The organism is Mesorhizobium sp. CA7, from assembly GCF_020165015.1.
GTDB lineage: Bacteria > Pseudomonadota > Alphaproteobacteria > Rhizobiales > Rhizobiaceae > Mesorhizobium.
In genome coordinates this window covers 15,032-36,758 of sequence record NZ_JAIUHH010000025.1, presented here as the reverse complement: position 1 = coordinate 36,758, position 21,727 = coordinate 15,032, and the positions used below count along the sequence as shown (strand labels likewise).

Genomic DNA, 21,727 nt, shown 5'->3' with positions numbered 1-21,727 from the left:
GTACAATGGCGGCTGCAGGAAGTACGAACGGCTCAAATTTCGTTTGGCTGGCGCAGTGCCGGCCTTGTGCTCCATGACGAGCGCAGAACCCCGAATTCCGAAAGAAGAAAATGTCCAGTTTCGAAACGATTGTTCCTGCGCTGGCTCAGGCGCTGGAAAAGCGCGGTTATTCGGCGCTGACGCCGGTGCAGAAGGCGGTGCTTGGGCCGGAGCTCGGCGAAGCCGACGCGCTGGTGTCGGCGCAGACCGGCTCCGGCAAGACCGTCGCCTTCGGCCTTGCGGTGGCGCCGACCCTGCTTGGGAAAGCTGAGCGGTTTGCCGAGGCCGGCGCGCCGTTCGGATTGGTCGTGGCGCCGACGCGCGAGCTGGCGCTGCAGGTGCGGCGCGAGCTGGAATGGCTTTACGAGCTGACCGGCGCCGAAATCGCCTCCTGCGTCGGGGGCATGGACATGCGCACCGAGCGGCGCGCGCTGGAGCGTGGCGCCCATATCGTCGTCGGCACGCCGGGCCGGCTGCGCGACCACATCACGCGCGGCGCGCTCGGCATGTCGGCGCTGAAAGCGGTGGTGCTGGACGAGGCCGACGAGATGCTCGACCTCGGCTTCCGCGAGGATCTCGAATTCATCCTCGATGCGGCGCCCGCCGGGCGCCGCACGCTGATGTTTTCCGCCACCGTGCCGCGCTCCATCGCCACGCTGGCGAAGAGTTACCAGCGCGACGCCGTGCGCATCTCGGCCGGCGGCGGGGAAAAGCAGCATCTCGATATCGAGTACCGGGCGCTTTCGGTCGCGCCCGCCGATCGCGAGAACGCCATCATCAACGTGCTGCGCTATTACGAGGCGGGCAATGCGATGGTGTTCTGCAACACCCGCGCCGCCGTCAACCATCTCACAGCGCGTTTCAACAACCGCAATTTTGCGGTGGTGGCGCTCTCCGGTGAGCTTAGCCAGAACGAGCGCAGCCACGCCCTGCAGGCAATGCGCGACGGCCGCGCCAAGGTCTGCATCGCCACGGACGTCGCCGCGCGCGGCATCGACCTGCCCAATCTCGATCTCGTCATCCACGCCGACCTGCCGAGCAATCCGGAGACGCTGCTGCATCGCAGCGGCCGCACCGGACGCGCCGGCCGTAAGGGCGTCAGCGCGCTGATCGTGCCGGGCAATGCGCGCCGGCGCACCGAGCGGCTGCTCGCCAATGCCGGCCTGACCGCGGCCTGGGCGAGCCCTCCCTCAGCCGACGAGGTGCTGCGGCGCGACGACGAGCGCATCCTGGCCGATCCTTCCTTCGGCGAGCCGGTGAAGGAGGAAGAGCGCGACTTCGCCGCGGCGCTCCTGGAACGGCACGGCGCCGAGCTGGTGGCCGCCGCCTTCGTGCGGCTTTGCCGTGCAAGCCGCTCGGCGCCTGAGGACCTGATCGATGTCGCGCCCTTCGCGCCATCAAAGGAGAAGTTCGCACGCCGGGAAGAGACATCCGGCCGCGGGGAAGAAACATCGGGCCACCGCGACGATTTCGGCGATAGCGTCTGGTTCTCGCTCTCGGTTGGCCGCCGGCAGAATGCCGAGCCGCGTTGGCTGATCCCGATGCTGTGCCGCACCGCCGGCATGTCCAAGCGCGAGATCGGCGCCATCAAGATGCAGCCGGAGGAAACCTTCGTGCAGATCGCCGCAGACTGGGCCGACCGGTTCGTCGCCGCGATCGGCCCCGACCGCAAGCTGCAAGGCAGTATCGCGGTCAGGCGGATCGACGGCACGCCGGACCTGTCGCGCGCCGGCTACCAGCCACAGAGGCCGGAGAAAAAGCCGCATCGCGGCAAGCGGTCTTTCGACCAGGGCGCGCCCGGATTCGAGAAGCGGGCGTCGCACGAGCGGCAGCCTGGTGGCGAGGCGAAACCCTGGGCGAAGCCGGGTAAGGCGAAGTTCGAAAAGCCAAAATCCGGCCAGCCGGCAAAGCGCAAGAAGCAGAAGAAGCGGCCCGCGTAGGTCAGCCCGACGCGCGCGGGCCGGCAGCCACTACGCCTCCGTCATTCCAGGGCGAAGCAAGGAGCGAAGCGACGCGCGCAGACCCTGGAATCCATGCCGTGACCTCCACGCGTCGCAGCGGTGCAGAAAAGCCCTTGTTCTGCACCGCCTTTACTATTCGCGCGAGGTCACGGCATGGATCCTCGGGTCTCCGCGTCCGCTTCGCTCCCGCTCCGCCCGTGGATGACGAAGTTCGGTCGCTTCGGCTAATCTCGGAGGTTTACCCAGCCTTGGCACCTATATCGGCCGGCGTCAGGTTCTGGCGACCTTGTTCAGCGCGTCGCCCGGTAGTCGCAGAAAAACCTTCTGGCCATGGCGCTCTGCGCCGAGCCGGTCGTAGAAGCGCAGCGCGCCCTCGTTCCAGTCTTCGGTCGTGAGGTCGATGCGACCGATGCCCTTGCCGAGGCAATGGCCGGCGAGAAAGCCGATGAGCGCGCGGCCGACGCCCTTGTCGCGAGCGACGTCGCGCACGAACAGATCCTTCAGGAACATCAGCCTTTCGAGATCGATGCCTGGGTGGGCAATCGCCACCGAAGCGAGGCCGGCGGGCTCGCCATTCGCGAAAGCCAAGGCGAATGCGGATAGGCCGGGCTCTCGTCGCCAAGCCATTGCCGCACAGTGGCCGCCGCCCGGCTGTGATCGAGCGGCGCCTGCCGGTAATGCGTGGCCATCGCACAAAGCAGGGTGGCGAGCGCTTCGGCATCGTCGACCCTCGCCCAGCGAATGTCGACGGTCATACGATCATCCCAGGAACTTGGCAATGATGGCGTCGCCCATCTCGGTGGTGCCGACTTCCTTCATGCCGGCCGAGAAAATGTCCTTGGTGCGCAGGCCGTCGTCGAGCACGGCGGCGATCGACGCTTCGAGCTTGTCGGCCTCGACGACCATGCCGAAGGAATAGCGCAGGCACATGGCGAAGGACGCAATCATGGCGATGGGGTTGGCGATGCCTTTGCCGGCGATGTCGGGCGCCGAGCCGTGCACCGGCTCGTAGAGCGCCTTGCGCTTCTTGGTCTTGGCATCCGGCGCGCCGAGCGAGGCCGAAGGCAGCATGCCGATCGAGCCGGTGAGCATGGCGGCGATGTCGGAGAGCATATCGCCGAACAGATTGTCGGTGACGATCACGTCGAACTGCTTCGGCCAGCGCACCAGCTGCATGCCGCCGGCGTCCGCCAGCATGTGGTCGAGCTTCACATCGGAGTACCGCGCCTTGTGCGTCTGGCTGACCACCTCGTTCCACAAAACGCCCGACTTCATGACGTTGCGCTTTTCCATCGAGGTGACGTGGTTCTTGCGCGTGCGCGCCAGCTCGAAGGCGACGCCCGAAATGCGCTCGATCTCGAACGTGTCGTAGACCTGGGTGTCGATGCCGCGCTTCTGGCCGTTGCCGAGATCGATGATCTGCTTCGGCTCGCCGAAATAGACGCCGCCGGTCAGCTCGCGCACGATAAGGATATCCAGGCCCTCGACCACCTCCTGCTTGAGCGAGGAGGAGGCGGCCAAAGCCGGATAGCAGATCGCCGGTCTGAGATTGGCGAACAGCTCCATGTCCTTGCGCAGGCGCAGCAGTCCGGCCTCGGGGCGCACCTCGTAAGGCACGGTATCCCATTTCGGCCCGCCGACGGCGCCGAACAGCACGGCGTCCGCCGCCATCGCCTTGGCCATGTCGGCGTCGGAGATCGCCGCGCCATGCGCATCGTAGGCGCAGCCGCCGACCAGTCCTTCGTCGGTAACAAAGCCGCTGCCCAGCCTGTCGTTCATGGCCTTGATCAGCTTCTTCACCTCGGCCATGGCCTCGGGGCCGATGCCGTCGCCGGCGAGCAGGAGGAGATTTTTCGAAGCCATGGAGAACCGTCCCAATAGTAGCTGGAGAAATGCGGCCTTGCTAACCGCCAAGCGATTGCGGCGCAAGGGGATGTCTCGAAGCTTGGTTTCCTCGCCCCCGCTAGAGGCGGGGGAGAGGTGTCCGCGAAGCGGACGGAGAGGGGGCCTTCGTAGGGCACTCCCCCTCTCCGTCTCGGCTTCGCCGAGCCACCTCTCCCCCACTTCGTGGGGGCGAGGAACCCAAGCTGGAAGAGCCCTACCGATGCGACAGAATATTCACCAGCCTGCCGAACGGATCGCGCACATAGAAGCGCCGCACGCCCCAGGGCTCGTCGGCCGGGCCGTATTCGACGGCGAAGCCGGCGGCCTTCATTGCGTCGAGCGCCGCGTCCACATCGTCGACCTCGATCGACAGGTCCGGCACCGGCGTGCCGGATCCGCCTTGCGCCATGAAGCTCACCTGCACCTGCATCCGTTCCTCGGACCCGTAGGTGGCGATCCAACCCATATCCATGAGCAGATCAAGCCCGAGCACGTCCTGGTAAAAGCGCTTGGCCGCGGCAATGTCGGATGTGGCAATGTTGGCGACGATGCGCTCGACTTTCACCATAGGCTGACCCCTGCTTTGCGCGCTTCCCAGTGCCGGCAGCCTATGCCGTGCGCCTCAGCGCCGTCACCTCGATCTCGATCTTCATCTCCGGCTTGTTGAGCTGGCACACGATCATCGTCGCCGCCGGGCGGATGTCGCCGAATGCCTCGCCAAGGATCGGGAAGACCACGTCAACATAGGCCTGGTCGGTGATGTAGTAATGCGCGCGCACCACGTCAGCCATGTCGAACCCGCCTTCGGCGAGCGCCTTGGCGATGGTGGCAAGGCAATTGCGCGTCTGCGCCTCGACCGTGTCGGGCATGGTCATGGTGGCATAGTCATAGCCGGTCGTTCCCGACACGAAGCACCAGTCGCCCTGCACCACCGCGCGCGAATAGCCGGCGGTTTTCTCGAAGGGCGAACCGGTGGAGATCAGCTTGCGCATGGGAGCCTCGCGTTGGTTTAGGTCGGCGTGCATCTAGCAAAACAGGCTCGGCTGGTCGTGGGCCAAGCAATGCGGAGTATTGTCACGACGTGAGCGCAATCCTTGGAGATTAGCCGGAGCCTTCCTCAGGCCGTCATTCCAGGGCGGAGCAAGGAGCGAAGCGACGCGCGCAGACCCTGGAATCCATGCCGTTACGCCGAAGCGCCGCCAACCGTGCAGAATTCTGGGCACTCGCACCCTACGGCAACGGTCACGGCATGGATTCTAGGGTCTGCGCTCCGCTTCGCTTCGCTCCGCCCTAGAATGACGAAGCCGCGGATGGTCGTTGCGATGCGAACCCTAATTCCCCTGCGCGTCGTCATACGCCTTCTTGATGTCGTCCGGCCAGTCCTTCATCGACGGCCAGGCCTGCGGCTCGCCATTGTCGCCGCGGCGGGCGAAATAGACTTTCTGCTTGGCCGGGTCGACGGCCATGAAGCCGTCATTGCCGCCGCAGTCATGCGGCACGCAGCCGGTGGCGTAGAAGGCGCCGGACGCCGTCTTTTCGGTGCCGCCGCCGACCAGAAGGCTGGTCGCCATGTCGGGCATGTCGTTGCCCAGCAACGCCTGTCCGGCCTTGTAGACGGCCTCATTGTGGAAGGCATCGATGATGTTGTCCAATTTCGACGGGTCGACATCCTTCCAGCCGGTGCCGGGTTCGGGCGTGTAGGTCAGGGTGCCGGAGGTCGTCAGCCCTTCCGTGGGCGACCATTGCAGCGCCGGCTTGGACTCGCCCGGCAGCAGATAAGGCACGAAATAGATGGCGCTGTCGGAGACTGCTGCCGGCGGCGCGCCGCATTCGTCCTGCTCGACAGTGGTGGTCTGGATCTCGCCGTCCTTCGGCTTCCAGACGATGACCTTAGCCGGCCCGCACTGATTGCCGCCGTCGCCGACATCGACCAGCGCCACGTTGACGTCGCCGATCTTGACGATCTTGTCGAAGAAGACGTCGTAATTGCTGGCGAGCTGCTTGCCGTCATAGGACAGCACCTTCTCGCCATCCTGCTCCGGCTGCGTGATGGTGAGCTGCCCGCCTTCGAAGGGGATCGGCGCCTGCTTGTCGTCATCCGACGCGGCCTGGTCGTTGCTCGATCCCTGGTCGGACGCGGCCGGCACCGGCTGCGTGGCCGGCGCGGTGGTTTGCGCATTGGCGCCGATCGTGGCGAGAAGGATTGCCACCGAAGCAGCCAGAAGCGAGCGTGTCATGACTGTCCCTCCATTCAGCCGTCACGAACCCGGCCTGCGAAGGCCGGAGCCTATTGATTTAAAGCCATGCCGCCCAGAGACTGTTTCGAAATTCGCTCTGGCGAGTCATATGGTGGTGGTTTCGAGAACCGTAGCGCAGCGGACATTTGGTCCGTGAGCAACGGAAGCGCAGAAACTGCCATCAGATGGCCGCCGGAGTAGAATTTCCAAACGGTCTCTCAGGCCCAGGGGCGCTGCTCGGCATTCTTCTTCTCGAAGGACGCGATGGCGCCGGCCTTTTCCATGGTGAGCCCGATGTCGTCGAGGCCGTTCAAGAGGCAGTGGCGCTTGAAATCGTCGAGGTCGAATTTGACCACGCCGCCATCCGGCCCGCGGATTTCCTTGGCCTCGAGGTCGATCGACAGCGTTGCGTTGGAGCCGCGCGAGGCGTCGTCCATCAGCTTGTCGAGGTCTTCCGGGCTGACGGTGATCGGCAGGATGCCGTTCTTGAAGCAGTTGTTGTAGAAGATGTCGGCGAACGAGGTCGAGATCACGCAGCGTATGCCGAAATCGAGCAGCGCCCAGGGCGCGTGCTCGCGGCTCGAACCGCAGCCGAAATTGTCGCCGGCGACCAGGATCTGCGCCTTGCGGTAGGCCGGCTTGTTGAGCACGAAATCCGGGTTCTCCGAGCCGTCCTCATTGTAGCGCATCTCGGCGAAAAGCCCGGTGCCGAGCCCGGTGCGCTTGATCGTCTTGAGATAATCCTTGGGGATGATCATGTCGGTGTCGACATTGACGATCGGCATGGGCGCGGCGACGCCGGTGAGCTTGGTGAATTTATCCATGATCCTTGCCCGTCTTCTTCGTGGCTTGCGGGGAATTTTGCCGGATGGTTTACACAAAGCCGGCGGCAAATGAAAGGCAACTGTTCGTGCGCGGGCCTTGGGCCAATGTCGGGCATGGCATGCGCGCCGGAGCTGGAATACAAAAAAAACGACTTCGAAATTATGGGAGGCTGGTGCAGTCTGCGGCCATGGCCAATCCTTCAAAAGTCCTTTACGCCAGCGAGCCCGCCCTCGACGTCGACGAATTCCGCCGTGTGCTGGTCGAATCCGGCCTCGGTGCAACACGGCCCGTCGACGACGAAGCGCCTGAAGACAATGCTCGGCAATGCCAATCTGGTGCTGACAGCGCGGCTCGACATCGAGGGCAAGCCGCTGATCGGCGTCGCGCGCGGCATCACCGATTTCTCCTGGGTTTGCTACATCTCCGAACTCGCCGTATCCGCCTCGGCGCAAGGGCTCGGCGTCGGCAAGGGCCTGATGGACGAGGCGCAGCGGCAGCTCGGGCCTTCGGTCGCCATCAGCCTGATCTCGATGCCCGACGCCGTCGGTTTCTACGAGCGCATCGGCATGACGCGCATGACCGACGCCTTCTGGTTCTCCCGCAAGCGCTGACCTCCGGACGACCTCATGGCTGCGGCCGCCAACCTTTTGCTTGACATGCAACCAAATGGTTGCATAATAAACCCATGAGCATGGATGCCGTCTTTCGCGCTTTGGCCGACCCGACCCGCCGGCAATTGCTGGACAGCCTCCATGCCCGGAACGGGCAGACGCTGAACGCGCTCTGCGAGCACATGGAGATGACGCGCCAGGCGGTGACCAAGCACCTGGCGATCCTCGAGGAGGCGAACCTCGTCACCACCATGCGCCGGGGCCGCGAGAAGGAGCACTACCTCAACCCCGTTCCGATCAACGAGATCGCCGAGCGCTGGATCGGCAAGTTCGAGCGGGGGCGGCTTGCCGCTCTCAGCGACCTGAAGCAACGCCTTGAAAGGGAAGAGCCGTGAGCGAGAACAGTTTTGTCTATGTCACCTACATCCGCACCACGCCTGAAAAACTCTGGCAGGCGCTGACTGACCCGGAATTCAACCGGCGGTTCTTCCTCAGCTCCCATCAGGAGAGCGACTGGAAGGTCGGCTCGAGCTGGAAATTGGTCTTCCCCGACGGGCGCATCGCCGATTCCGGCGAGATTCTCGAGATCGACCCGCCGCGGCGTCTGGTGATCAAATGGCGCAACGAATGGATGCCCGAGGTGAAGGAGGACGGCTACACCCGCTGCACCTTCACCATCGAGCCCGACGGCGAATTGATGAAGCTCGCCGTCACCCACGAGGCCGACGGCCCGCACAGGCTGATCCAGAACGTCGCCAAGGGCTGGCCGCTGGTGCTGGCGAGCCTCAAGAGCCTGCTCGAGACCGGCAAGGGTTTCGAGCGCCCGCCGTCGAAGGAGTAAAGGTTCGTTTCGGATAGAGACAATTGTCGGCAAAGGTGGATTCGATGCTTCAATTATCCTTGCCGCAAGCCATGGCGAATGCGGATACGGTCATGGCCTCGGCCGAGCTTCCCGCCTCGCCGGACGAAGTTGGCGCGGCGCTGATAACCAGCGAGGTCGAGCGCTGGTGGGGTTCGCCCGAAACTTACCGCATGACCGGCTGGAACGCCGATCTGCGCGTCGGCGGAAGCTGGCGTGTCACGGTGCGAACCGCCGACGGCAGGCGCCTGCCCGCCGGCGGAGAGTTTCTCGAAATCGAAATGCCGCGTCGGATCGTGCAGACGCGGCGCTACGGCTGGGACCATCCGGCGCTCGGTCGTAAGGAAACGACCGTGGCTTATCTGCTGGAGCCGATCGCCGGCGGCACGCGGCTCACCATCTGCCACGGCGGCTTCGCAGGTTTCCCGGACGCCGCGGCGGAACATGCCGAAGGCTGGGCGCGGGTGCTTGGATGGCTGCAAACATATTTTAGTGACGGACGGCAGGCGGCTTAGTGCACCTTCTCCCCTTGTGGGGTGAGAAGCGGTCCGCGCAGTGGACGAAAAGCCAATTGCTTGGCTTGTCGAGCTTCGAACGCCCTGAGCCTGCGAAGGGCCGGGTGGTGGATCGGCGCGCAGCGCCGAGACGGATGAGGGGTGTTCCAGCGGAGTGAGACGTTGGCTTTCCCTGGAACACCCCTCATCCGTCGCCTTCGGCGACACCTTCCCCCACAAGGGGGGAAGGGGGCAGCCCTCAGATCACATTCAATTCCCTGAACGCCCTTCCTTCAGCCACACGGCTATACCCGAACGCCCTGCAATCCACCGTCCGATACCCGCCATGCACGATGAGCTCGGCGATCGACTTCCCCACCGCCGGCGCCTGCTGCAGGCCATGGCCGGAGAAGCCGTTGGCGAACAGGAAGTTTTCCACCTCCGGATGCGGGCCGATCACCGCATTCTGGTCAAGCGTGTTGTAGTCGTAATGCCCGACCCAGGCGCGCGTCGGCTTGATCGCCTCGAATGCCGGGATGCGGGTGGCTAGGACCGGCCAGATCACCTCTTCGAACAGCGGCCACTCGACCTCGAAATCCGTTGGATCGGGCGCATGATCGCCTTCCTCCGGCTCGGCGCCGCCGGTGATGTAGACCGAGCCCTCGGGCCGCACATAGATGCCGGACGGATCCACCAGCAGCGGCATGTCGGCGAATTTGTCGCGCGCTTCGAAGACGAAGACATTGCGCTTGCGCGGCTCGACCGGCAGCGCCAACCCGGCCAAGGCGGCGACCTTGCCGGCATTCGGCCCGGCCGCGTTGACGACGATGCCGGCTTCCAGCGTCTCGCCATTGTCGAGGCTCACGCTGGTGACGCGGTTGCCGTCGCGCGCAATGGCGGTGACGGAGGCGGTGATGAGATCGATCTTCCTGTCGCGCAGCGCCTTGCGGAACAGCATCAGCATGGCATGCGCGTCGAACCAGCCCTCGCCGCTGCGGCCAAAGGCGCCGGCGGAAATGCCTTCGGCCGATAGCCAGGAGAAACGCTGCGCCAGTTGCCCGGCATCCTCCAGCAGGATGTCGGCGCCCTCGGCGACCTGCGTCTCGTGATTGGACTTGAGGATCGGCAGCCCGGCCTCGCCGGCGAGGATGAGATAGCCGCCCTCGCGAAAGCCGATATCGGCATCGGCGCCGAAGGTTTCCTTCAGCCGCCGGAACAGTTTCAGCGTGAACTGCGACAGGCGGATGTTTTCAGGGATCGAGAATTGCTGGCGGATCGAGGCGCAGGACAAGGTCGTCGCCGCATGCGAGAATTGCGGATCGCGCTCGATCAGCGCGATGGAACCAGTAAAGCCCTCCTCGCGCAAATAATAGGCGACCGAGGACCCGACGATGGCCCCGCCGATGATGACGATGTCGTAGCGCACGCTTTTGGTTCTCCGACTTCAGAGCATGATCCCGACGCTCGGGTTCGCACGCTCAAATCAATGCAGGAAGATCGATCTCGAAGCGCGTGCCGCGCTCGGAGTCAACCAGCCTGATCGTGCCATCATGCGCTTTCAGGAGGGCCAGCACGATGCCGAGCCCCATGCCGGTGCCGCCGGTCTCGCGCCGCGTGGTGAAGAACGGCTCGAAGATCCTGGCGCGGTTGGCGGCCGAGATGCCGTCGCCGTCGTCGCCGATCCGGACCGACGCGCGCTCGCCATCGGCTGAAGCATGGATCGCCACCTCTCGGGCGCCATGCCGTGCCGAATTGTCGATGAGATTGGCGAGCACGATGCCGAGATTCTCGGCCGAGATGCCGAGCCTGATATCGCCGCCGCCTTCAAGCCGCGCTTCCAGCCTTGTGTCGACCGGCAAGGATGCCAACGCCGCATGAAGCGTCGTGCTTTCGCCGCTCGGTTCCAGATTCTCAGCGCGCGCCAGGTCAAGCAGTCGGCGCACCAGGAGATTGAGCCGCCCGGCATCGGTGACGATGTTGTTGGAGAAACGCTTGCGCTCGGCCTCGTCCATCGCGCCGCCGGAATCGCGAAGCAGCTCCGCCGCGCCCTGGATCGCCGTCAGCGGCGATTTCAGCTCATGCGAGACATGGGTGGCGAAGGTCTGGATGCTGTCGGAGCGCGCCTGCAGTTTTTGCGCCATGTCGAGGAACGCCGCCGACAGCGCGGCCATCTCGCGCGTGCCGTGATGGGCGAGCGGCCTGATTGCTTCGCGGTCGCCGGCGGCGATGCGTTTCGTCCGGTCGATCAGCGCGTAGATCGGCCGGCTGACGGTGCGGATGAACACCAGCGCGATCAGCAGCGTGCCGCCCAGGATGGCGATCGCCGCCAACGTCACCTTGCCGCGCTCGCCATAGAGGTGCTTGACGATGTTGTTCGGCGTCCGCGACAGATAGACCACGCCCGCGACCCGGCCGTCGAGCTCGACCGGCAGGGCGACGAAGACGCGCACCCTGGTGCCGCGGCTCACCGAGTAGAGCGGCGGCGGCGGCTGGTCGGGAATGCGCAGCCTGAGCGCGCTGGCATAGGCGCCTGAAAGCGCGGTCCGCACCTCTTCGATTTCGCCGAGCGACCGGCCGACCTCGTCGCCGCCGGCGATCACCACGCCGCGCGGATCGAGCAGCCGGAAGCCGGCAAGCGTCGTTTTCTGCGTCTCGTCGAGGATGCCGTCGAGCCGCGCGCCTATTGCCGCGAAGGCCGGATCGGCGGTGGCGGGAAGCGCCGCCGGGCGCGTCGGCATGACATCGTCCGAGGCAAGGTCGAGGCGCGGCTCGATCGGATCATAGGGATAGTTGTTGTCCCTTGCCGGATCGGCCGAGATCGGCGACCCGAGTTTTTCCTGGGGAATGCCGGCAGCGCGCACCTCCTGGGCATAGACGGCGGCGGCGACCGCGCCTTGCGCGATGAGCTCGCCTTCGGTCTGGCGGATGAGCTGGTTCTCGTAGAGCCGGAAGAAGAACAGTCCGACCAGCGGCAGCGCCATCACCAGGATGAGGATGACGACGACGACGGTGGCAAGCCTGGGCCGCCACTTCTCCTTGCTCAACCACCGCACCGGCCGAGCCGGAAGCCAACGCCATGCACCGTGGCGATCGCATCGAGACAGCCGACCGCCGCCAGCTTGGCCCGCACATTGCGGATATGGCTGTCGACCGTGCGCTCCGAGACATGGATGTTGGAGGCATAGGCATTGGCCATCACCGCGTCGCGGCCAAGCACATGCTGCGGGCGGGCGAGGAAGCCCTTCAGGATCGCGAACTCGATCGCCGTCAAGATGAGCGGCTTGCCGTCGAAGCTGGCTTCATGGCTTGCCGGGACGAGCATGAGCTTGCCATGCGCGAATTGACGCTCGTCGGCTTCTTCTTCGACCGGCGCCGGACGCGCGCGCCGCAGGATGACGTTGACACGGGCGACCAGCTCGCGCGGGCTGAACGGTTTCGTCACATAATCATCGCCGCCCATCTCCAGCCCGAGCACCCGGTCGATCTCCTCGTCGCGCGCGGACAAAAACAGCACCGGCACGTCGTACTTTTGCCGCAACCTGCGGCAGACCTCCAGCCCGTCCATCTCCGGCATGCCGATATCGAGCACGATGAGATCGGGCGCGCGGCGCTCGACCGCTTGCAGCGCCGCTGCGCCGTCGGCGACGGCGGCCGTCTTCATGCCGGCCTTTTCCAGCGCGAAGCAGATGATCTCGCGGATATGCGGGTCGTCGTCAGCGACGAGAATGTTGTGCGGCATGAAATCAGCGGCCCGGCGCGTAAGGTAGGATGACGGCAGGATTAGAGCAATTCCAGGGAAAAGTGCGAAATTGTTTTCGATCCGGAGCTGCATCGGGGCAAGGAGATGAACCGACAAGGGCCTCGGGCATTGGCGCATGCCTGGGCAGAGCCCATGGCGGGGTCGGCAAGGAGCGTCATCGCCGAGCCGTCCCCGGCGTGTCCGCTCCCACCATGTGGAGCGACCTCGGGGCGAAAGGCAGGATGGCCGCCTCATGGCACCGCCTTTGCGGCTCGACGAGCCACCAGCCTTCATTGCGGAGCCGGCGCGGCAGGGACCAGCGGTGTATGTGAGGTGTTCTCATGCCGCGGTTTCGCCGGCCCATGCGGAAAGCGCGCGGCGGAATCCCGGAGCTTTTCAGTAAGGATTTGCAGATTTAGTGCAGGCAGGTCGCCTTTTCGGCGGGATAATCGCGTAGGGCGCTCCCCTTCTCCGTCTCGGCTTCGCCGAGCCACCTCTCCCTCGCCTCTGGCGGGGGTGAGGAACCCAGGCCTGCGAAGGTCGCGCGCCCTCGGCGATTAGCGTTTCCTCGCCCCCACAAAGTGGGGGAGAGGTGGCTCGGCGCGCAGCGCCGAGACGGAGCGGGGGCTGGCGCCGCCATATGCGATTGTCCTGTCCCCTCCGCCTTGCCTCATCCGCCATCACCCGGCATAGATCGGCGATGCCTCAAGAACCCTACCGCCCGCGCCGCTCTGTGCTTTACATTCCCGCCTCCAACGACAAGGCGCTTGCCAAGCTCGGCTCCCTGGCCTGCGACGCCGTCATCATCGATCTCGAGGACGCCGTGCTGCCCGCCGACAAGAAAGCCGCGCGCGACAAGGTCGCCGGCATTCTCGCCGGGCGCGACCGGCGCTGCGAGATGGTGGTGCGCATCAATCCTTTGGCCAGCGAATGGGGCACCCATGACCTTTTGGCAGTGGCCAAGGCCGAGCCCGACGGCATTCTTCTGCCCAAGATCGCCACGCCGCGCGACATCCTCGAGGCCGGCGACCTGCTCGACGACAATTTCGCGCCGGACAGCGTGAAACTATGGGCGATGGTCGAAACGCCCAGGGCGCTGCTCAACATCGGCGCCATCGCCGAACTCGGCCGCGATCCGGCTTCGAGGCTGGCTTGTTTCGTGACCGGAACGAATGACCTGGTGAAGGCGACCGGCATCCTGGCGACGCCCGACCGGCGCTATCTGATGCCGTGGCTGATGCAGCTGGTGCTTGCGGCGAGGGCCGGCGGGCTCGATGTCATCGACGGCGTTGCCAATGATTTTCGCGATCTCGACGCTTTTGCCCGCGAATGCGCCGACGGGGCCGCCATGGGTTTCGACGGCAAGTCGCTGATCCATCCCGCCCAGATCGAGCCGGCGAACCGCGCCTTTTCGCCGTCGCCCGAGAGGCTGGCTGCGGCCCGGGCGATCAAGGATGCGTTCGCGCGGCCCGAGAATGCCGGCAAGGGCGTGATTGCGCTGGACGGCCGCATGGTCGAGCGACTGCACCTGGCGGAAGCCGAGAAACTTCTGGCGAAGGCCGCGATCATCGGCGCATGATGCGCCGGTCTTCAAGATAGGCTCGATAAATGAAACTCTACCGCTTTCTGTCCGGCCCGGACGATTCAACTTTCTGCCACAAGGTGACGGCAGCCCTGAACAAGGGCTGGCACCTGTTCGGCTCGCCGACCTATGCCTTTGACCAGCAGACGAAGTCGATGCGCTGCGGCCAAGCCGTGGTGAAGGACGTCGAAGGCCAGGACTACGGCCCGGACACCAAGCTCAGCGACTGGTAGGAAGGGAGGCAACCCCTACTTCGTCATTCTAGGGCGGAGCAGGAGCGAAGCTCCGTCGCGAAGACCCTAGAATCCATGCCGGGACCTGAGCCGAAAGGCGCAGCGAGTCAGAATATAGGGGACGTTTGCGGGTGTCGGGCGGCAGGCGTTCCGTCCTGCACCGCGGGCTTGGTGTTGATGGAATGGCATGGATCCTAGGGTCTACGCGCGTCGCTTCGCTCCTTGCTTCGCCCTAGGATGACGAGGTGCGTGCTCACCCAGCCGCCGCCTGCTCCGCCGCTTCCTCGATCCGCTCCATATCGTCGTCCGACAGGCCGAAATGGTGGCCGATCTCATGGATCAGCACATGGGTGACGATGTCGCCCATCGTCTCTTCATTCTCGGCCCAGTAGTCGAGGATGGCGCGGCGGTAGAGCGTGATGCGGTTTGGACCTTCGCCGGTCTGCGGGTTCCAGCGCTCGGCGATGCCGCGCCCCTCGAACAGGCCGAGCAGGTCGAAGGGCGTCTCCAGCGACAGATCGTCCATGATCTCGTCGGTCGGGAACTCGGCGATCTGGATGATGATCTCGCCGGTGAGCTTGCGGAACTCGTCCGGCAGATGGGCATAGGCCTCTAGCGCCAGAAGCTCCATCTCGTCCATCGACGGCGAGAGCTGGTCGTGCCAGGTGCGGGTCTTGTAGATGCGGGCCATGAAATGTCCTTTAATCCCGGCATATAGGCTTTCACGCCGATTGAGGCAAATGGACCGGCTGGGGTGTTCGCTTTCAGGGTAAAAGACGAAGGAATAAATTCCTTGCGACTCTGCTTGACTCTTCCGGGCGCCTCTGGAATCTATAGGAACATAACAGGAACAACTGCTGCTGGAAGTGAACGTCATGGCGATGAGCGCCGTGGCGCGGGACACTGTTTTTGCCCTGCGCCGCCAGATCGCGAAGATCGAGGGAACGCTGCCCGAGCGCCTGCAGGCGCCCTCGGGGTGCGCGCCCGAAGCAATTCCAGGAAAAGTGCGAAGCAGTTTTCCGTCCGGAATGGCGCAAAACCAAACACCCAGCGATGCCGCCGGGCCGGATATGACGATTGTCCGGCGCGGCCTTGCCGTGGCTTCGGCGGATGCCTTCCTGCACACCGGCATCGATAGGCTCGATGCAGCGCTTGGCGGCGGCCTGCCCAAGGCGGCGCTCAGCGAAATCCATGGCCTGGAGACCCGCGATGCCGGCGCCGTTGCCGGCTTCGCGCTCTCGCTTGTAAGCCTGGTCCTCAGGGAGAAGCAGGGTCTGCCGATCCTCTGGGTCGGCACGGCGGAAATCTTCCACGAGGCCGGCATGCCCTATGTCAGGGGCCTTCATGCCCTGTTCGGCATCGAGCCGGGGCAATTGCTGTTTTCCGAGGCGCCGAAGCTGCTCGACGCGCTGTGGATCGCCGAGGAGGCGGCCCGCATGACGGCCTTTGCCGCGGTCATCCTCGAGATCCGCGGCAGTCCGCGGCTTCTCGACCTCACCGCCACGCGCCGGTTGCATGCGCGGGCCCGGAGCGCCGGCCGCCCGCTGCTGTTGCTGCGCCAGGCCGGCGAGGCCGATCCCACCGCCGCTCCGGTGCGTCTCATCGTTTCGGCGGCGCCCGCGGCAAGCCGCGAGACCCTCGCCGGGCCGCTCGCCGGCTCGATCGGCCGCCCCGCCTTCAAAGTCGATATCGGCAAGAGCCGCACGGCCCTGCCTGGACAGTTCACACTGGAGTGGAACCCCGATGAACACGCTTTTGCAGAAAGAACAGAGAATTCTGTCGCTGTGGTTCCCGCATCTGGCCGCGGAGCGGATCCTGCGCCAGCGTCTGGGGCGGTCCTGGCGTTCCCGGCCCTCGCATCGCCTGCCGTCGCTTCAGCCGCCGCTGGTGATCAGCCATCGCGACAACAACACCCAGCGCATCGCAGCCCTCGACGAGCGGGCTGAGGCGCTCAGATTGAAGCGCGGCATGGGCATCGCCGATGCGCGCGCCATGCATCCCTCGATCGATGTGGTCGAGGCAGATCCGGAAGCCGACCGCCGCCTGCTCGAAGGCCTTGCCGACTGGTGCGACCGCTACACGCCGCTGGTGGCGATCGACGGCGAGGACGGGCTGTTCCTCGACGTTACCGGCTGCACGCATCTGTTCGGCGGCGAGCGCGCCATGCAGGACGAGATCCTCGCCCGCTTCTTCCAGCAGGGCTTCGATGCCCGCGCCGGGCTGGCCTCGACGCCGGGCGCCGCCTGGGCGGCGGCGCGCTTCCATGGCGATCGCATCGTGGCCGGCGGCGAGGAGGAGGCGCTGCTTTCGCCGCTGCCCTTGTCGGCGCTGCGCATCGCGCCGGAAACCCGCGCCAGCCTGGAAAGTGTGGGCCTGCGCACCGCCGGCGCGGTGGTGGCAGCACCCCGCGCGCCGCTCGCCCGCCGTTTCGGCGCCACCTTGCTTCTGCGCCTCGACCAGGCGCTCGGCCGCCTCGACGAGGCCGTGTCGCCGCGCCTTCCCGTCGCGCCGCTCTCGGTCGAGCGCCATCTTGCCGAGCCGGTCGTGCACACCGATGACATCGAGCGGCTGGTGAGCCGGCTGGCGATCGCCTTAAAGACCGACCTCGAACGCCGCGGCGAGGGCGCAAGGACGCTGGCGCTGCTTCTCTTCCGCGTCGATGGCGCCGTCAACCGCATCGCCGTCGGCACCTCCCGCCCGATGCGCGAGCCGCGGCTGATCCAAAGACTGTTCCATGAGCGGCTCACCGCGCTGGAGCAGAGCATCGACGCCGGCTTCGGCTTCGATCTCGTGCGGCTGTCCGTGCTGTCGGTCGCGGCCTTCGACTTGGCTCAGGGCGACCTCACCGGCGAGACCGACGACGATGACGCCGACATCGCGCTCTTTGCCGACCGCGTCCGCGCCCGTCTCGGCGAAGCCGCCGTGCTGAAGCCGGTGGTCGTCGAAAGCCATCTGCCGGAACGCGCCGTCAAAACCGTACCTTTCGCCGAAGCGCCGCAAGGACGCGCCCCGGCGGCCGGACGGACGCCGCCGCCCCGAACAGCACCACCGATGACCGTTTACCCGCCGGAGCGGCCGGTGCGCCTGTTCCGCTCGCCCGAGCCGATCGAGGTGCCGGCGACCGAGATCCCGGAGGGACCGCCGATGAATTTCCGCTGGCGGCGCGCGCTCTATCGTGTCGCCCGCGCCGAGGGGCCGGAGCGCATCGCCGCCGAATGGTGGCGCCAGCTGCCCGGCGAGGAAGAGGCGCCGACCCGCGACTATTACCGCATCGAGGACAGCGAGGGGCGCCGCTACTGGCTCTACCGCCAGGGCCTCTACAGCAGCGCCGCGCAGGCCGCGCCGCCGCGCTGGTTCATGCATGGGGTGTTCGCATGAATGCGCTGACCGTCATCCCCTATGCCGAGTTCGGCATAAGCTCGAATTTCTCCTTCCTGCGCGGCGCTTCGAAACCCGAGGAGCTGGTGGTGACGGCGAAGTTCTACGGTTTTGCCTCGATCGGCCTTGCCGACCGCAACACGGTCGCCGGCGTCGTGCGCGCCTGGCAACAGGCCAGGGTGGAAAAGCTCGCCTATCATCCCGGCTGCCGCCTGGTGTTTGGCGACGGCACGCCGGATATCCTCGCCTATCCCCGCGACCGCCAGGGCTGGGGGCATCTCTGCCGCATGCTCACGCAAGCCAATCTGCGCGACGAAAACGAGAAGGGCGCGACGCTGCTCCAGTTGAGCGACCTGCTCGAATGGGGCGATCGGATGTCGCTGGCGATCCTGCCCGATCTGTCGGCAGGCGCACAAGACAACCTGGCATTCATTAGCCGGTTTAAGGATCGCTTCGGCGCGGCGCTCCGGCTGGCCGTGGCGCCGGATTATGCCGGCAACGACCGTTTCCGCATCGAGCAGGCTTCCGCGATGGCCGAGCATCTCCGCGTCCCGCTGATGGCCACCAACGACGTGCTCTACCATGCCGCCGATCGCCGGCCGCTGCAGGACGTGCTGACCGCGATCCGCCTCAACACGCCGGTTTCCGAGGTCGGGCTGGAGCTGATGGCCAATGCCGAGCGCCACCTGAAACCGCCGCTGGAAATGGCGCGACTTTTCCGCCGTCACCCGCAGGCGTTGGCCGAGACGCTACGCTTCGCCGACGAGCTCGCCTTCTCGCTCAGCGACCTCGAATACAATTATCCGGACGAGCCGACCGAATCCGGGCTTGGACCGCAGGCCGAGCTCGAACGGTTGGCGCGGGAAGGCGCGGCCGTTCGCTATCCGGCCGGCGTTCCCGAGGATGTGCTGAAACGCATCGACAGCGAGCTCGTCTTGATCGAGCGCCTGAACTATGCCCGCTATTTCCTCACCGTCCATGACATCGTCAAATTCGCCCGCAGCCAGGGCATTCTTTGCCAGGGCCGCGGTTCGGCCGCCAATTCGATCATCTGCTTCTGCATCGGCATCACCGAGGTCGGCCCCGAGCGCATCGACACCTTGTTCGAGCGCTTCATCTCGGAGGAGCGCAACGAGCCACCCGACATCGACGTCGATTTCGAGCATGAGCGGCGCGAAGAGGTCATTCAGTACATCTATACGAAATACAGCGCCAAGCGCACCGCTTTGGCCGCCGCCGTCATCAGCTATCGCGGCCGCTCCGCCCTGCGCGAGGTGGCCAAGGCCATGGGTCTGTCGGAGGATGTCCGCAGCGCGCTGTCCAGCACCATCTGGGGCTGGTCGACCTCCGAGCTCGGCGAAAGGGAAGCCAATGCCGGCGGCCTCGATCGCGCCGATCCGCTGTCACGGCAGGTGCTGGAACGCGCCAACGAGATCATGGGCTTTCCCCGCCATCTTTCCCAGCATGTCGGCGGCTTCGTCATCACCCGCGACCGGCTCGACGAGGTCGTGCCCATCGTCAAGACGGCGATGGAGGAGCGCAAGATGGTCGAGTGGGACAAGGACGATCTCGACGCGGTGAAGATCCTCAAGGTTGATGTGCTGGCGCTCGGCATGCTGACCTGCCTGAAGCGCGCCTTCACCTTGCTCACCGATCATTATCCGCGGGCGCGGGATCCATTTGGACAGCCTTATGTGCTCGCGACCCTTCCCGAAGAGGACAGGCGCGTTTACGCCATGATCCAAAGAGCCGATACGCTCGGCGTTTTCCAGATCGAGTCGCGTGCGCAGATGTCGATGCTGCCGCGCCTCAAGCCAAAGAACTTCTACGACCTCGTCATCGAGGTGGCGATCGTGCGCCCCGGCCCGATCCAGGGCGACATGGTGCATCCCTATCTGCGCCGGCGGCAAGGCAAGGAGAAGGCCGAATACCCCAAGCCTGAGTTGGAAGAGATTCTCGGCAAGACCCTTGGAGTGCCTTTGTTCCAGGAGCAGGCGATGAAGATCGCCATTGTCGCCGGCGGCTTCAAGCCGGGTGAGGCAGACGAGTTGCGCCGCGCCATGGCGACCTTCAAACGCACCGGCACGATAGGAAACTATGAAACGCGAATGGTCGAGGGAATGGTCAAGAAGGGCTATCCCAGAGAGTTCGCCGAGCGCTGCTTCAAGCAGATTGAAGGCTTTGGCGAATATGGCTTTCCCGAAAGCCATGCCGCGTCCTTCGCGCTGCTTGTCTATGCCTCCTGCTGGTTCAAGACCTTTTATCCGGACGTGTTCTGCGCCGCGATCCTGAATTCCCAGCCGATGGGTTTTTACCAGCCGGCCCAGCTCGTGCGCGATGCGCGCGACCATGGCGTCGAGATACGCGAGGTCGACATCAACCATTCCGTCTGGGACTGCACACTTGAGGAAACCGCCTTCGATTCGTCCCGCATTCTCGAGCGCCACGCCTCGATGCGCGGCGTCATCGAGACGGCTCACGCCGTCCGCCTCGGCTTCCGCCAGATCAAGGGCCTGTCCGAAGAGCGCATGGATATAGTCGTTGCCCGCCGCGGCGACGGCTATCGTTCAGTCAGGGACGTCTGGCTGCGTTCGGGCCTCGATGTCGGCGAGATCGAAAAATTGGCGCAAGCGGACGCCTTCCGCTCGATCGGCCTCGACCGCCGTGCCGCGCTCTGGGAAGTCCGCGCCCTTGACGGCAAGAGCGCCGCCGAGAAACTGCCGCTGTTCGATCAGCTGTCGCTCGGCCTGCGCGAGCTGGAGCCGGAAACGAAGCTGCCGAAAATGCCGCTCGGCGAGCATGTCGTGCACGACTACCGCTCGCTCGGCCTGTCGCTGAAGGAGCATCCCGTCGCCTTCCTGCGCGAACGGCTGGATCGCGCCGGCGTCACCCCCAACGCCCGTTTGCCGTCTGTGCGCGACGGCCGCCGCGTTTCCGTCGCCGGGCTGGTGCTGGTGCGCCAGCGTCCGGGCAAGGGCAATGCCATTTTCCTCACGCTGGAAGACGAAAAATCGATCGCCAACGTTATCATCTGGCCACGCGTCTTCGACCGCTTCCGCCCGGTGGTCATGGGCGCGCGCTTCATCCGCGTCACCGGCAAGCTGCAGCATGAATCGGACGTCATCCACATCGTCGCCGACCGGGTCGAGGATTTGACGTCCTGGCTGGGCGTGCTGCTGGAGTCCGCCAACCGGCCGGTCATCGAGCATAATCCCGCCGAACGGCCGGTTGGAGCCGCCGCAAGCCGAGGCATGCCGGTCCGCCGGGAGACCGAGGCCCTGTCGGGTGTCGCGCAACAAGTCATGCCGAAAGGGCGGAATTTTCAGTGAGGCAGAGGCCTTCGACCTCAATCGGAGCGAAGACGCCAAGATGAGGAAGAATTGTGAAGCCGCGTTCCTTCACACCCCTCTGGCCTGCCGGCCATCTCCCCCGCAAGGGGGGAGATCAGATGTTGCGCGGCTTTCGCCAATTGGCGACGTCGAAAGAAGGGCGCGACGTCCAAGCTGCCAATCTCCCCCTTGCGGGGGAGATGCCCGGCAGGGCAGAAGGGGGTGCTGTCCCGCCAGCGTTCCGGTTGTCAGCAAAAGGTCTTCACGAAGGCCCGCCGAGCCGCGGCGGTGGGGTTAGCATGTCCTCGGCCGAGATCGTGCGCGCCTCCGAGGGCAGCATGATCGGGATGCCGTCGCGCACCGGATAGGCGAGCTTCGCCACGCGCGAGACCAGCTCGTTGCGCTCGGGGTCCCAGGTTAGCGGTCCCTTCGTCAGCGGGCAGGCGAGCAGCTCCAGCAGCTTCGGGTCGACCGTGGCTTTTCGTCCGTCCCGTCCGTCCGCCGCCATCGCACTCTTCCCTTGTCCACTATACGGTCTAAGTGTCTTGAGATTCAG

At 65.3% G+C, this 21,727-nt stretch carries 22 protein-coding genes; 10 read left to right on the top strand and 12 right to left on the bottom strand.

Annotated features, from left to right (window positions below; translation table 11 throughout):
* Positions 1 to 110: 110 nt before the first annotated feature.
* A complete protein-coding gene (locus LB552_RS27840) occupies positions 111 to 1,979 on the top strand; it encodes a DEAD/DEAH box helicase (protein WP_224611322.1) in 1,869 nt (622 codons plus the stop codon).
* 291 nt (positions 1,980 to 2,270) lie between these two features.
* On the opposite strand, the gene LB552_RS27835 is transcribed toward LB552_RS27840, so the two are convergent.
* The 7 genes from LB552_RS27835 to leuD form a co-directional block, all read right to left on the bottom strand.
* Positions 2,271 to 2,627, bottom strand: coding sequence for a GNAT family N-acetyltransferase (locus tag LB552_RS27835; protein ID WP_224532806.1), 357 nt, complete (start codon positions 2,625 to 2,627; stop codon positions 2,271 to 2,273).
* Complete coding sequence (locus LB552_RS27830) at positions 2,510 to 2,755, bottom strand: hypothetical protein (protein ID WP_224532812.1); 246 nt, start codon at positions 2,753 to 2,755, stop codon at positions 2,510 to 2,512. Before LB552_RS27830 ends, LB552_RS27835 begins: the two co-directional genes overlap by 118 nt.
* Positions 2,756 to 2,759: 4 nt before the next feature.
* Entirely contained in the window at positions 2,760 to 3,863 is a 1,104-nt protein-coding gene (gene leuB / locus LB552_RS27825) for a 3-isopropylmalate dehydrogenase (RefSeq protein ID WP_224611320.1), read from the bottom strand.
* A 235-nt stretch (positions 3,864 to 4,098) separates the two neighbouring features.
* Positions 4,099 to 4,449, bottom strand: a complete 351-nt coding sequence (locus LB552_RS27820; RefSeq protein ID WP_224608604.1) for a VOC family protein — start codon at positions 4,447 to 4,449, stop codon at positions 4,099 to 4,101.
* Between the two features lie 43 nt (positions 4,450 to 4,492).
* Positions 4,493 to 4,876 (bottom strand): RidA family protein, encoded by a 384-nt coding sequence (locus tag LB552_RS27815; protein ID WP_224532802.1) that lies wholly within the window; start codon positions 4,874 to 4,876, stop codon positions 4,493 to 4,495.
* A 339-nt stretch (positions 4,877 to 5,215) separates the two neighbouring features.
* Positions 5,216 to 6,121 (bottom strand): hypothetical protein, encoded by a 906-nt coding sequence (locus tag LB552_RS27810; RefSeq protein WP_224611318.1) that lies wholly within the window; start codon positions 6,119 to 6,121, stop codon positions 5,216 to 5,218.
* A gap of 218 nt (positions 6,122 to 6,339) precedes the next feature.
* Positions 6,340 to 6,945, bottom strand: a complete 606-nt coding sequence (leuD, locus tag LB552_RS27805) for a 3-isopropylmalate dehydratase small subunit (RefSeq protein ID WP_224532490.1) — start codon at positions 6,943 to 6,945, stop codon at positions 6,340 to 6,342.
* Positions 6,946 to 7,197: 252 nt separating this feature from the next.
* On the opposite strand from leuD, the gene LB552_RS27800 reads away from it, so the two are divergent.
* The 4 genes from LB552_RS27800 (at position 7,198) to LB552_RS27785 (ending at position 8,931) form a co-directional block, all read left to right on the top strand.
* Positions 7,198 to 7,557, top strand: coding sequence for a GNAT family N-acetyltransferase (locus LB552_RS27800; RefSeq protein WP_318012070.1), 360 nt, complete (start codon positions 7,198 to 7,200; stop codon positions 7,555 to 7,557).
* Positions 7,558 to 7,631: 74 nt separating this feature from the next.
* On the top strand, positions 7,632 to 7,952 hold the full coding sequence (locus tag LB552_RS27795; RefSeq protein ID WP_095770025.1) for an ArsR/SmtB family transcription factor: 321 nt from the start codon (positions 7,632 to 7,634) through the stop codon (positions 7,950 to 7,952).
* Positions 7,949 to 8,398, top strand: a complete 450-nt coding sequence (locus LB552_RS27790; RefSeq protein WP_224532493.1) for an SRPBCC family protein — start codon at positions 7,949 to 7,951, stop codon at positions 8,396 to 8,398. The genes LB552_RS27795 and LB552_RS27790 overlap by 4 nt, the downstream gene beginning before the upstream one ends.
* 44 nt (positions 8,399 to 8,442) lie before the next feature.
* Positions 8,443 to 8,931, top strand: a complete 489-nt coding sequence (locus LB552_RS27785; protein WP_224611316.1) for an SRPBCC domain-containing protein — start codon at positions 8,443 to 8,445, stop codon at positions 8,929 to 8,931.
* A 238-nt stretch (positions 8,932 to 9,169) separates the two neighbouring features.
* On the opposite strand, the gene LB552_RS27780 is transcribed toward LB552_RS27785, so the two are convergent.
* Genes LB552_RS27780 through LB552_RS27770 form a run of 3 tightly spaced genes read right to left on the bottom strand, consistent with a single transcriptional unit; the run spans position 9,170 to position 12,649 of the window.
* Positions 9,170 to 10,336: an NAD(P)/FAD-dependent oxidoreductase gene (locus LB552_RS27780; protein ID WP_224611315.1), complete on the bottom strand. Its 1,167-nt coding sequence runs from the start codon at positions 10,334 to 10,336 to the stop codon at positions 9,170 to 9,172.
* A gap of 52 nt (positions 10,337 to 10,388) precedes the next feature.
* Positions 10,389 to 11,891, bottom strand: a complete 1,503-nt coding sequence (locus LB552_RS27775) for a sensor histidine kinase (protein WP_224611347.1) — start codon at positions 11,889 to 11,891, stop codon at positions 10,389 to 10,391.
* Between the two features lie 59 nt (positions 11,892 to 11,950).
* Complete coding sequence (locus tag LB552_RS27770) at positions 11,951 to 12,649, bottom strand: response regulator transcription factor (protein WP_224611314.1); 699 nt, start codon at positions 12,647 to 12,649, stop codon at positions 11,951 to 11,953.
* 700 nt (positions 12,650 to 13,349) lie between these two features.
* On the opposite strand from LB552_RS27770, the gene LB552_RS27765 reads away from it, so the two are divergent.
* Both LB552_RS27765 and LB552_RS27760 read left to right on the top strand, forming a co-directional pair.
* Complete coding sequence (locus LB552_RS27765; protein WP_224611312.1) at positions 13,350 to 14,228, top strand: HpcH/HpaI aldolase/citrate lyase family protein; 879 nt, start codon at positions 13,350 to 13,352, stop codon at positions 14,226 to 14,228.
* Positions 14,229 to 14,257: 29 nt separating this feature from the next.
* The gene (locus tag LB552_RS27760; protein WP_095769831.1) at positions 14,258 to 14,464 is read left to right on the top strand and encodes a DUF1737 domain-containing protein; all 207 of its coding nucleotides are present in this window, start codon (positions 14,258 to 14,260) and stop codon (positions 14,462 to 14,464) included.
* A gap of 253 nt (positions 14,465 to 14,717) precedes the next feature.
* Here LB552_RS27760 and LB552_RS27755 read toward each other — a convergent pair whose 3' ends face one another.
* A complete protein-coding gene (locus LB552_RS27755; protein ID WP_095769832.1) occupies positions 14,718 to 15,155 on the bottom strand; it encodes a metallopeptidase family protein in 438 nt (145 codons plus the stop codon).
* 184 nt (positions 15,156 to 15,339) lie between these two features.
* Here LB552_RS27755 and LB552_RS27750 point away from each other — a divergent pair, with 184 nt between their 5' ends.
* The 3 genes from LB552_RS27750 to LB552_RS27740 are packed head-to-tail and all read left to right on the top strand — an operon-like array spanning position 15,340 to position 21,171.
* Positions 15,340 to 16,410: an ImuA family protein gene (locus LB552_RS27750; protein WP_224611311.1), complete on the top strand. Its 1,071-nt coding sequence runs from the start codon at positions 15,340 to 15,342 to the stop codon at positions 16,408 to 16,410.
* A complete protein-coding gene (locus tag LB552_RS27745) occupies positions 16,352 to 17,842 on the top strand; it encodes a DUF6504 family protein (RefSeq protein WP_224611310.1) in 1,491 nt (496 codons plus the stop codon). Before LB552_RS27750 ends, LB552_RS27745 begins: the two co-directional genes overlap by 59 nt.
* Positions 17,839 to 21,171: an error-prone DNA polymerase gene (locus LB552_RS27740; protein WP_224611309.1), complete on the top strand. Its 3,333-nt coding sequence runs from the start codon at positions 17,839 to 17,841 to the stop codon at positions 21,169 to 21,171. The genes LB552_RS27745 and LB552_RS27740 overlap by 4 nt, the downstream gene beginning before the upstream one ends.
* Before the next feature lie 262 nt (positions 21,172 to 21,433).
* Here LB552_RS27740 and LB552_RS27735 read toward each other — a convergent pair whose 3' ends face one another.
* Complete coding sequence (locus LB552_RS27735; protein WP_140636625.1) at positions 21,434 to 21,679, bottom strand: Trm112 family protein; 246 nt, start codon at positions 21,677 to 21,679, stop codon at positions 21,434 to 21,436.
* Positions 21,680 to 21,727 lie beyond the last annotated feature (48 nt).

What these genes read in the sequence shown, in the direction of transcription:
- leuB (WP_224611320.1), bottom strand. Translation starts at nt 3,863, where the DNA reads ATGGCTTCGAAAAATCTCCTCCTGCTCGCCGGCGACGGCATCGGCCCC.
- LB552_RS27765 (WP_224611312.1), top strand. Translation starts at nt 13,350, where the DNA reads ATGCCTCAAGAACCCTACCGCCCGCGCCGCTCTGTGCTTTACATTCCC.
- LB552_RS27840 (WP_224611322.1), top strand. Translation starts at nt 111, where the DNA reads ATGTCCAGTTTCGAAACGATTGTTCCTGCGCTGGCTCAGGCGCTGGAA.
- LB552_RS27740 (WP_224611309.1), top strand. Translation starts at nt 17,839, where the DNA reads ATGAATGCGCTGACCGTCATCCCCTATGCCGAGTTCGGCATAAGCTCG.
- LB552_RS27775 (WP_224611347.1), bottom strand. Translation starts at nt 11,891, where the DNA reads ATGGCGCTGCCGCTGGTCGGACTGTTCTTCTTCCGGCTCTACGAGAAC.
- LB552_RS27770 (WP_224611314.1), bottom strand. Translation starts at nt 12,649, where the DNA reads ATGCCGCACAACATTCTCGTCGCTGACGACGACCCGCATATCCGCGAG.
- LB552_RS27815 (WP_224532802.1), bottom strand. Translation starts at nt 4,876, where the DNA reads ATGCGCAAGCTGATCTCCACCGGTTCGCCCTTCGAGAAAACCGCCGGC.
- LB552_RS27830 (WP_224532812.1), bottom strand. Translation starts at nt 2,755, where the DNA reads ATGACCGTCGACATTCGCTGGGCGAGGGTCGACGATGCCGAAGCGCTC.
- LB552_RS27760 (WP_095769831.1), top strand. Translation starts at nt 14,258, where the DNA reads ATGAAACTCTACCGCTTTCTGTCCGGCCCGGACGATTCAACTTTCTGC.
- leuD (WP_224532490.1), bottom strand. Translation starts at nt 6,945, where the DNA reads ATGGATAAATTCACCAAGCTCACCGGCGTCGCCGCGCCCATGCCGATC.
- LB552_RS27785 (WP_224611316.1), top strand. Translation starts at nt 8,443, where the DNA reads ATGCTTCAATTATCCTTGCCGCAAGCCATGGCGAATGCGGATACGGTC.
- LB552_RS27810 (WP_224611318.1), bottom strand. Translation starts at nt 6,121, where the DNA reads ATGACACGCTCGCTTCTGGCTGCTTCGGTGGCAATCCTTCTCGCCACG.
- LB552_RS27735 (WP_140636625.1), bottom strand. Translation starts at nt 21,679, where the DNA reads ATGGCGGCGGACGGACGGGACGGACGAAAAGCCACGGTCGACCCGAAG.
- LB552_RS27750 (WP_224611311.1), top strand. Translation starts at nt 15,340, where the DNA reads ATGGCGATGAGCGCCGTGGCGCGGGACACTGTTTTTGCCCTGCGCCGC.
- LB552_RS27755 (WP_095769832.1), bottom strand. Translation starts at nt 15,155, where the DNA reads ATGGCCCGCATCTACAAGACCCGCACCTGGCACGACCAGCTCTCGCCG.
- LB552_RS27795 (WP_095770025.1), top strand. Translation starts at nt 7,632, where the DNA reads ATGAGCATGGATGCCGTCTTTCGCGCTTTGGCCGACCCGACCCGCCGG.
- LB552_RS27835 (WP_224532806.1), bottom strand. Translation starts at nt 2,627, where the DNA reads ATGGCTTGGCGACGAGAGCCCGGCCTATCCGCATTCGCCTTGGCTTTC.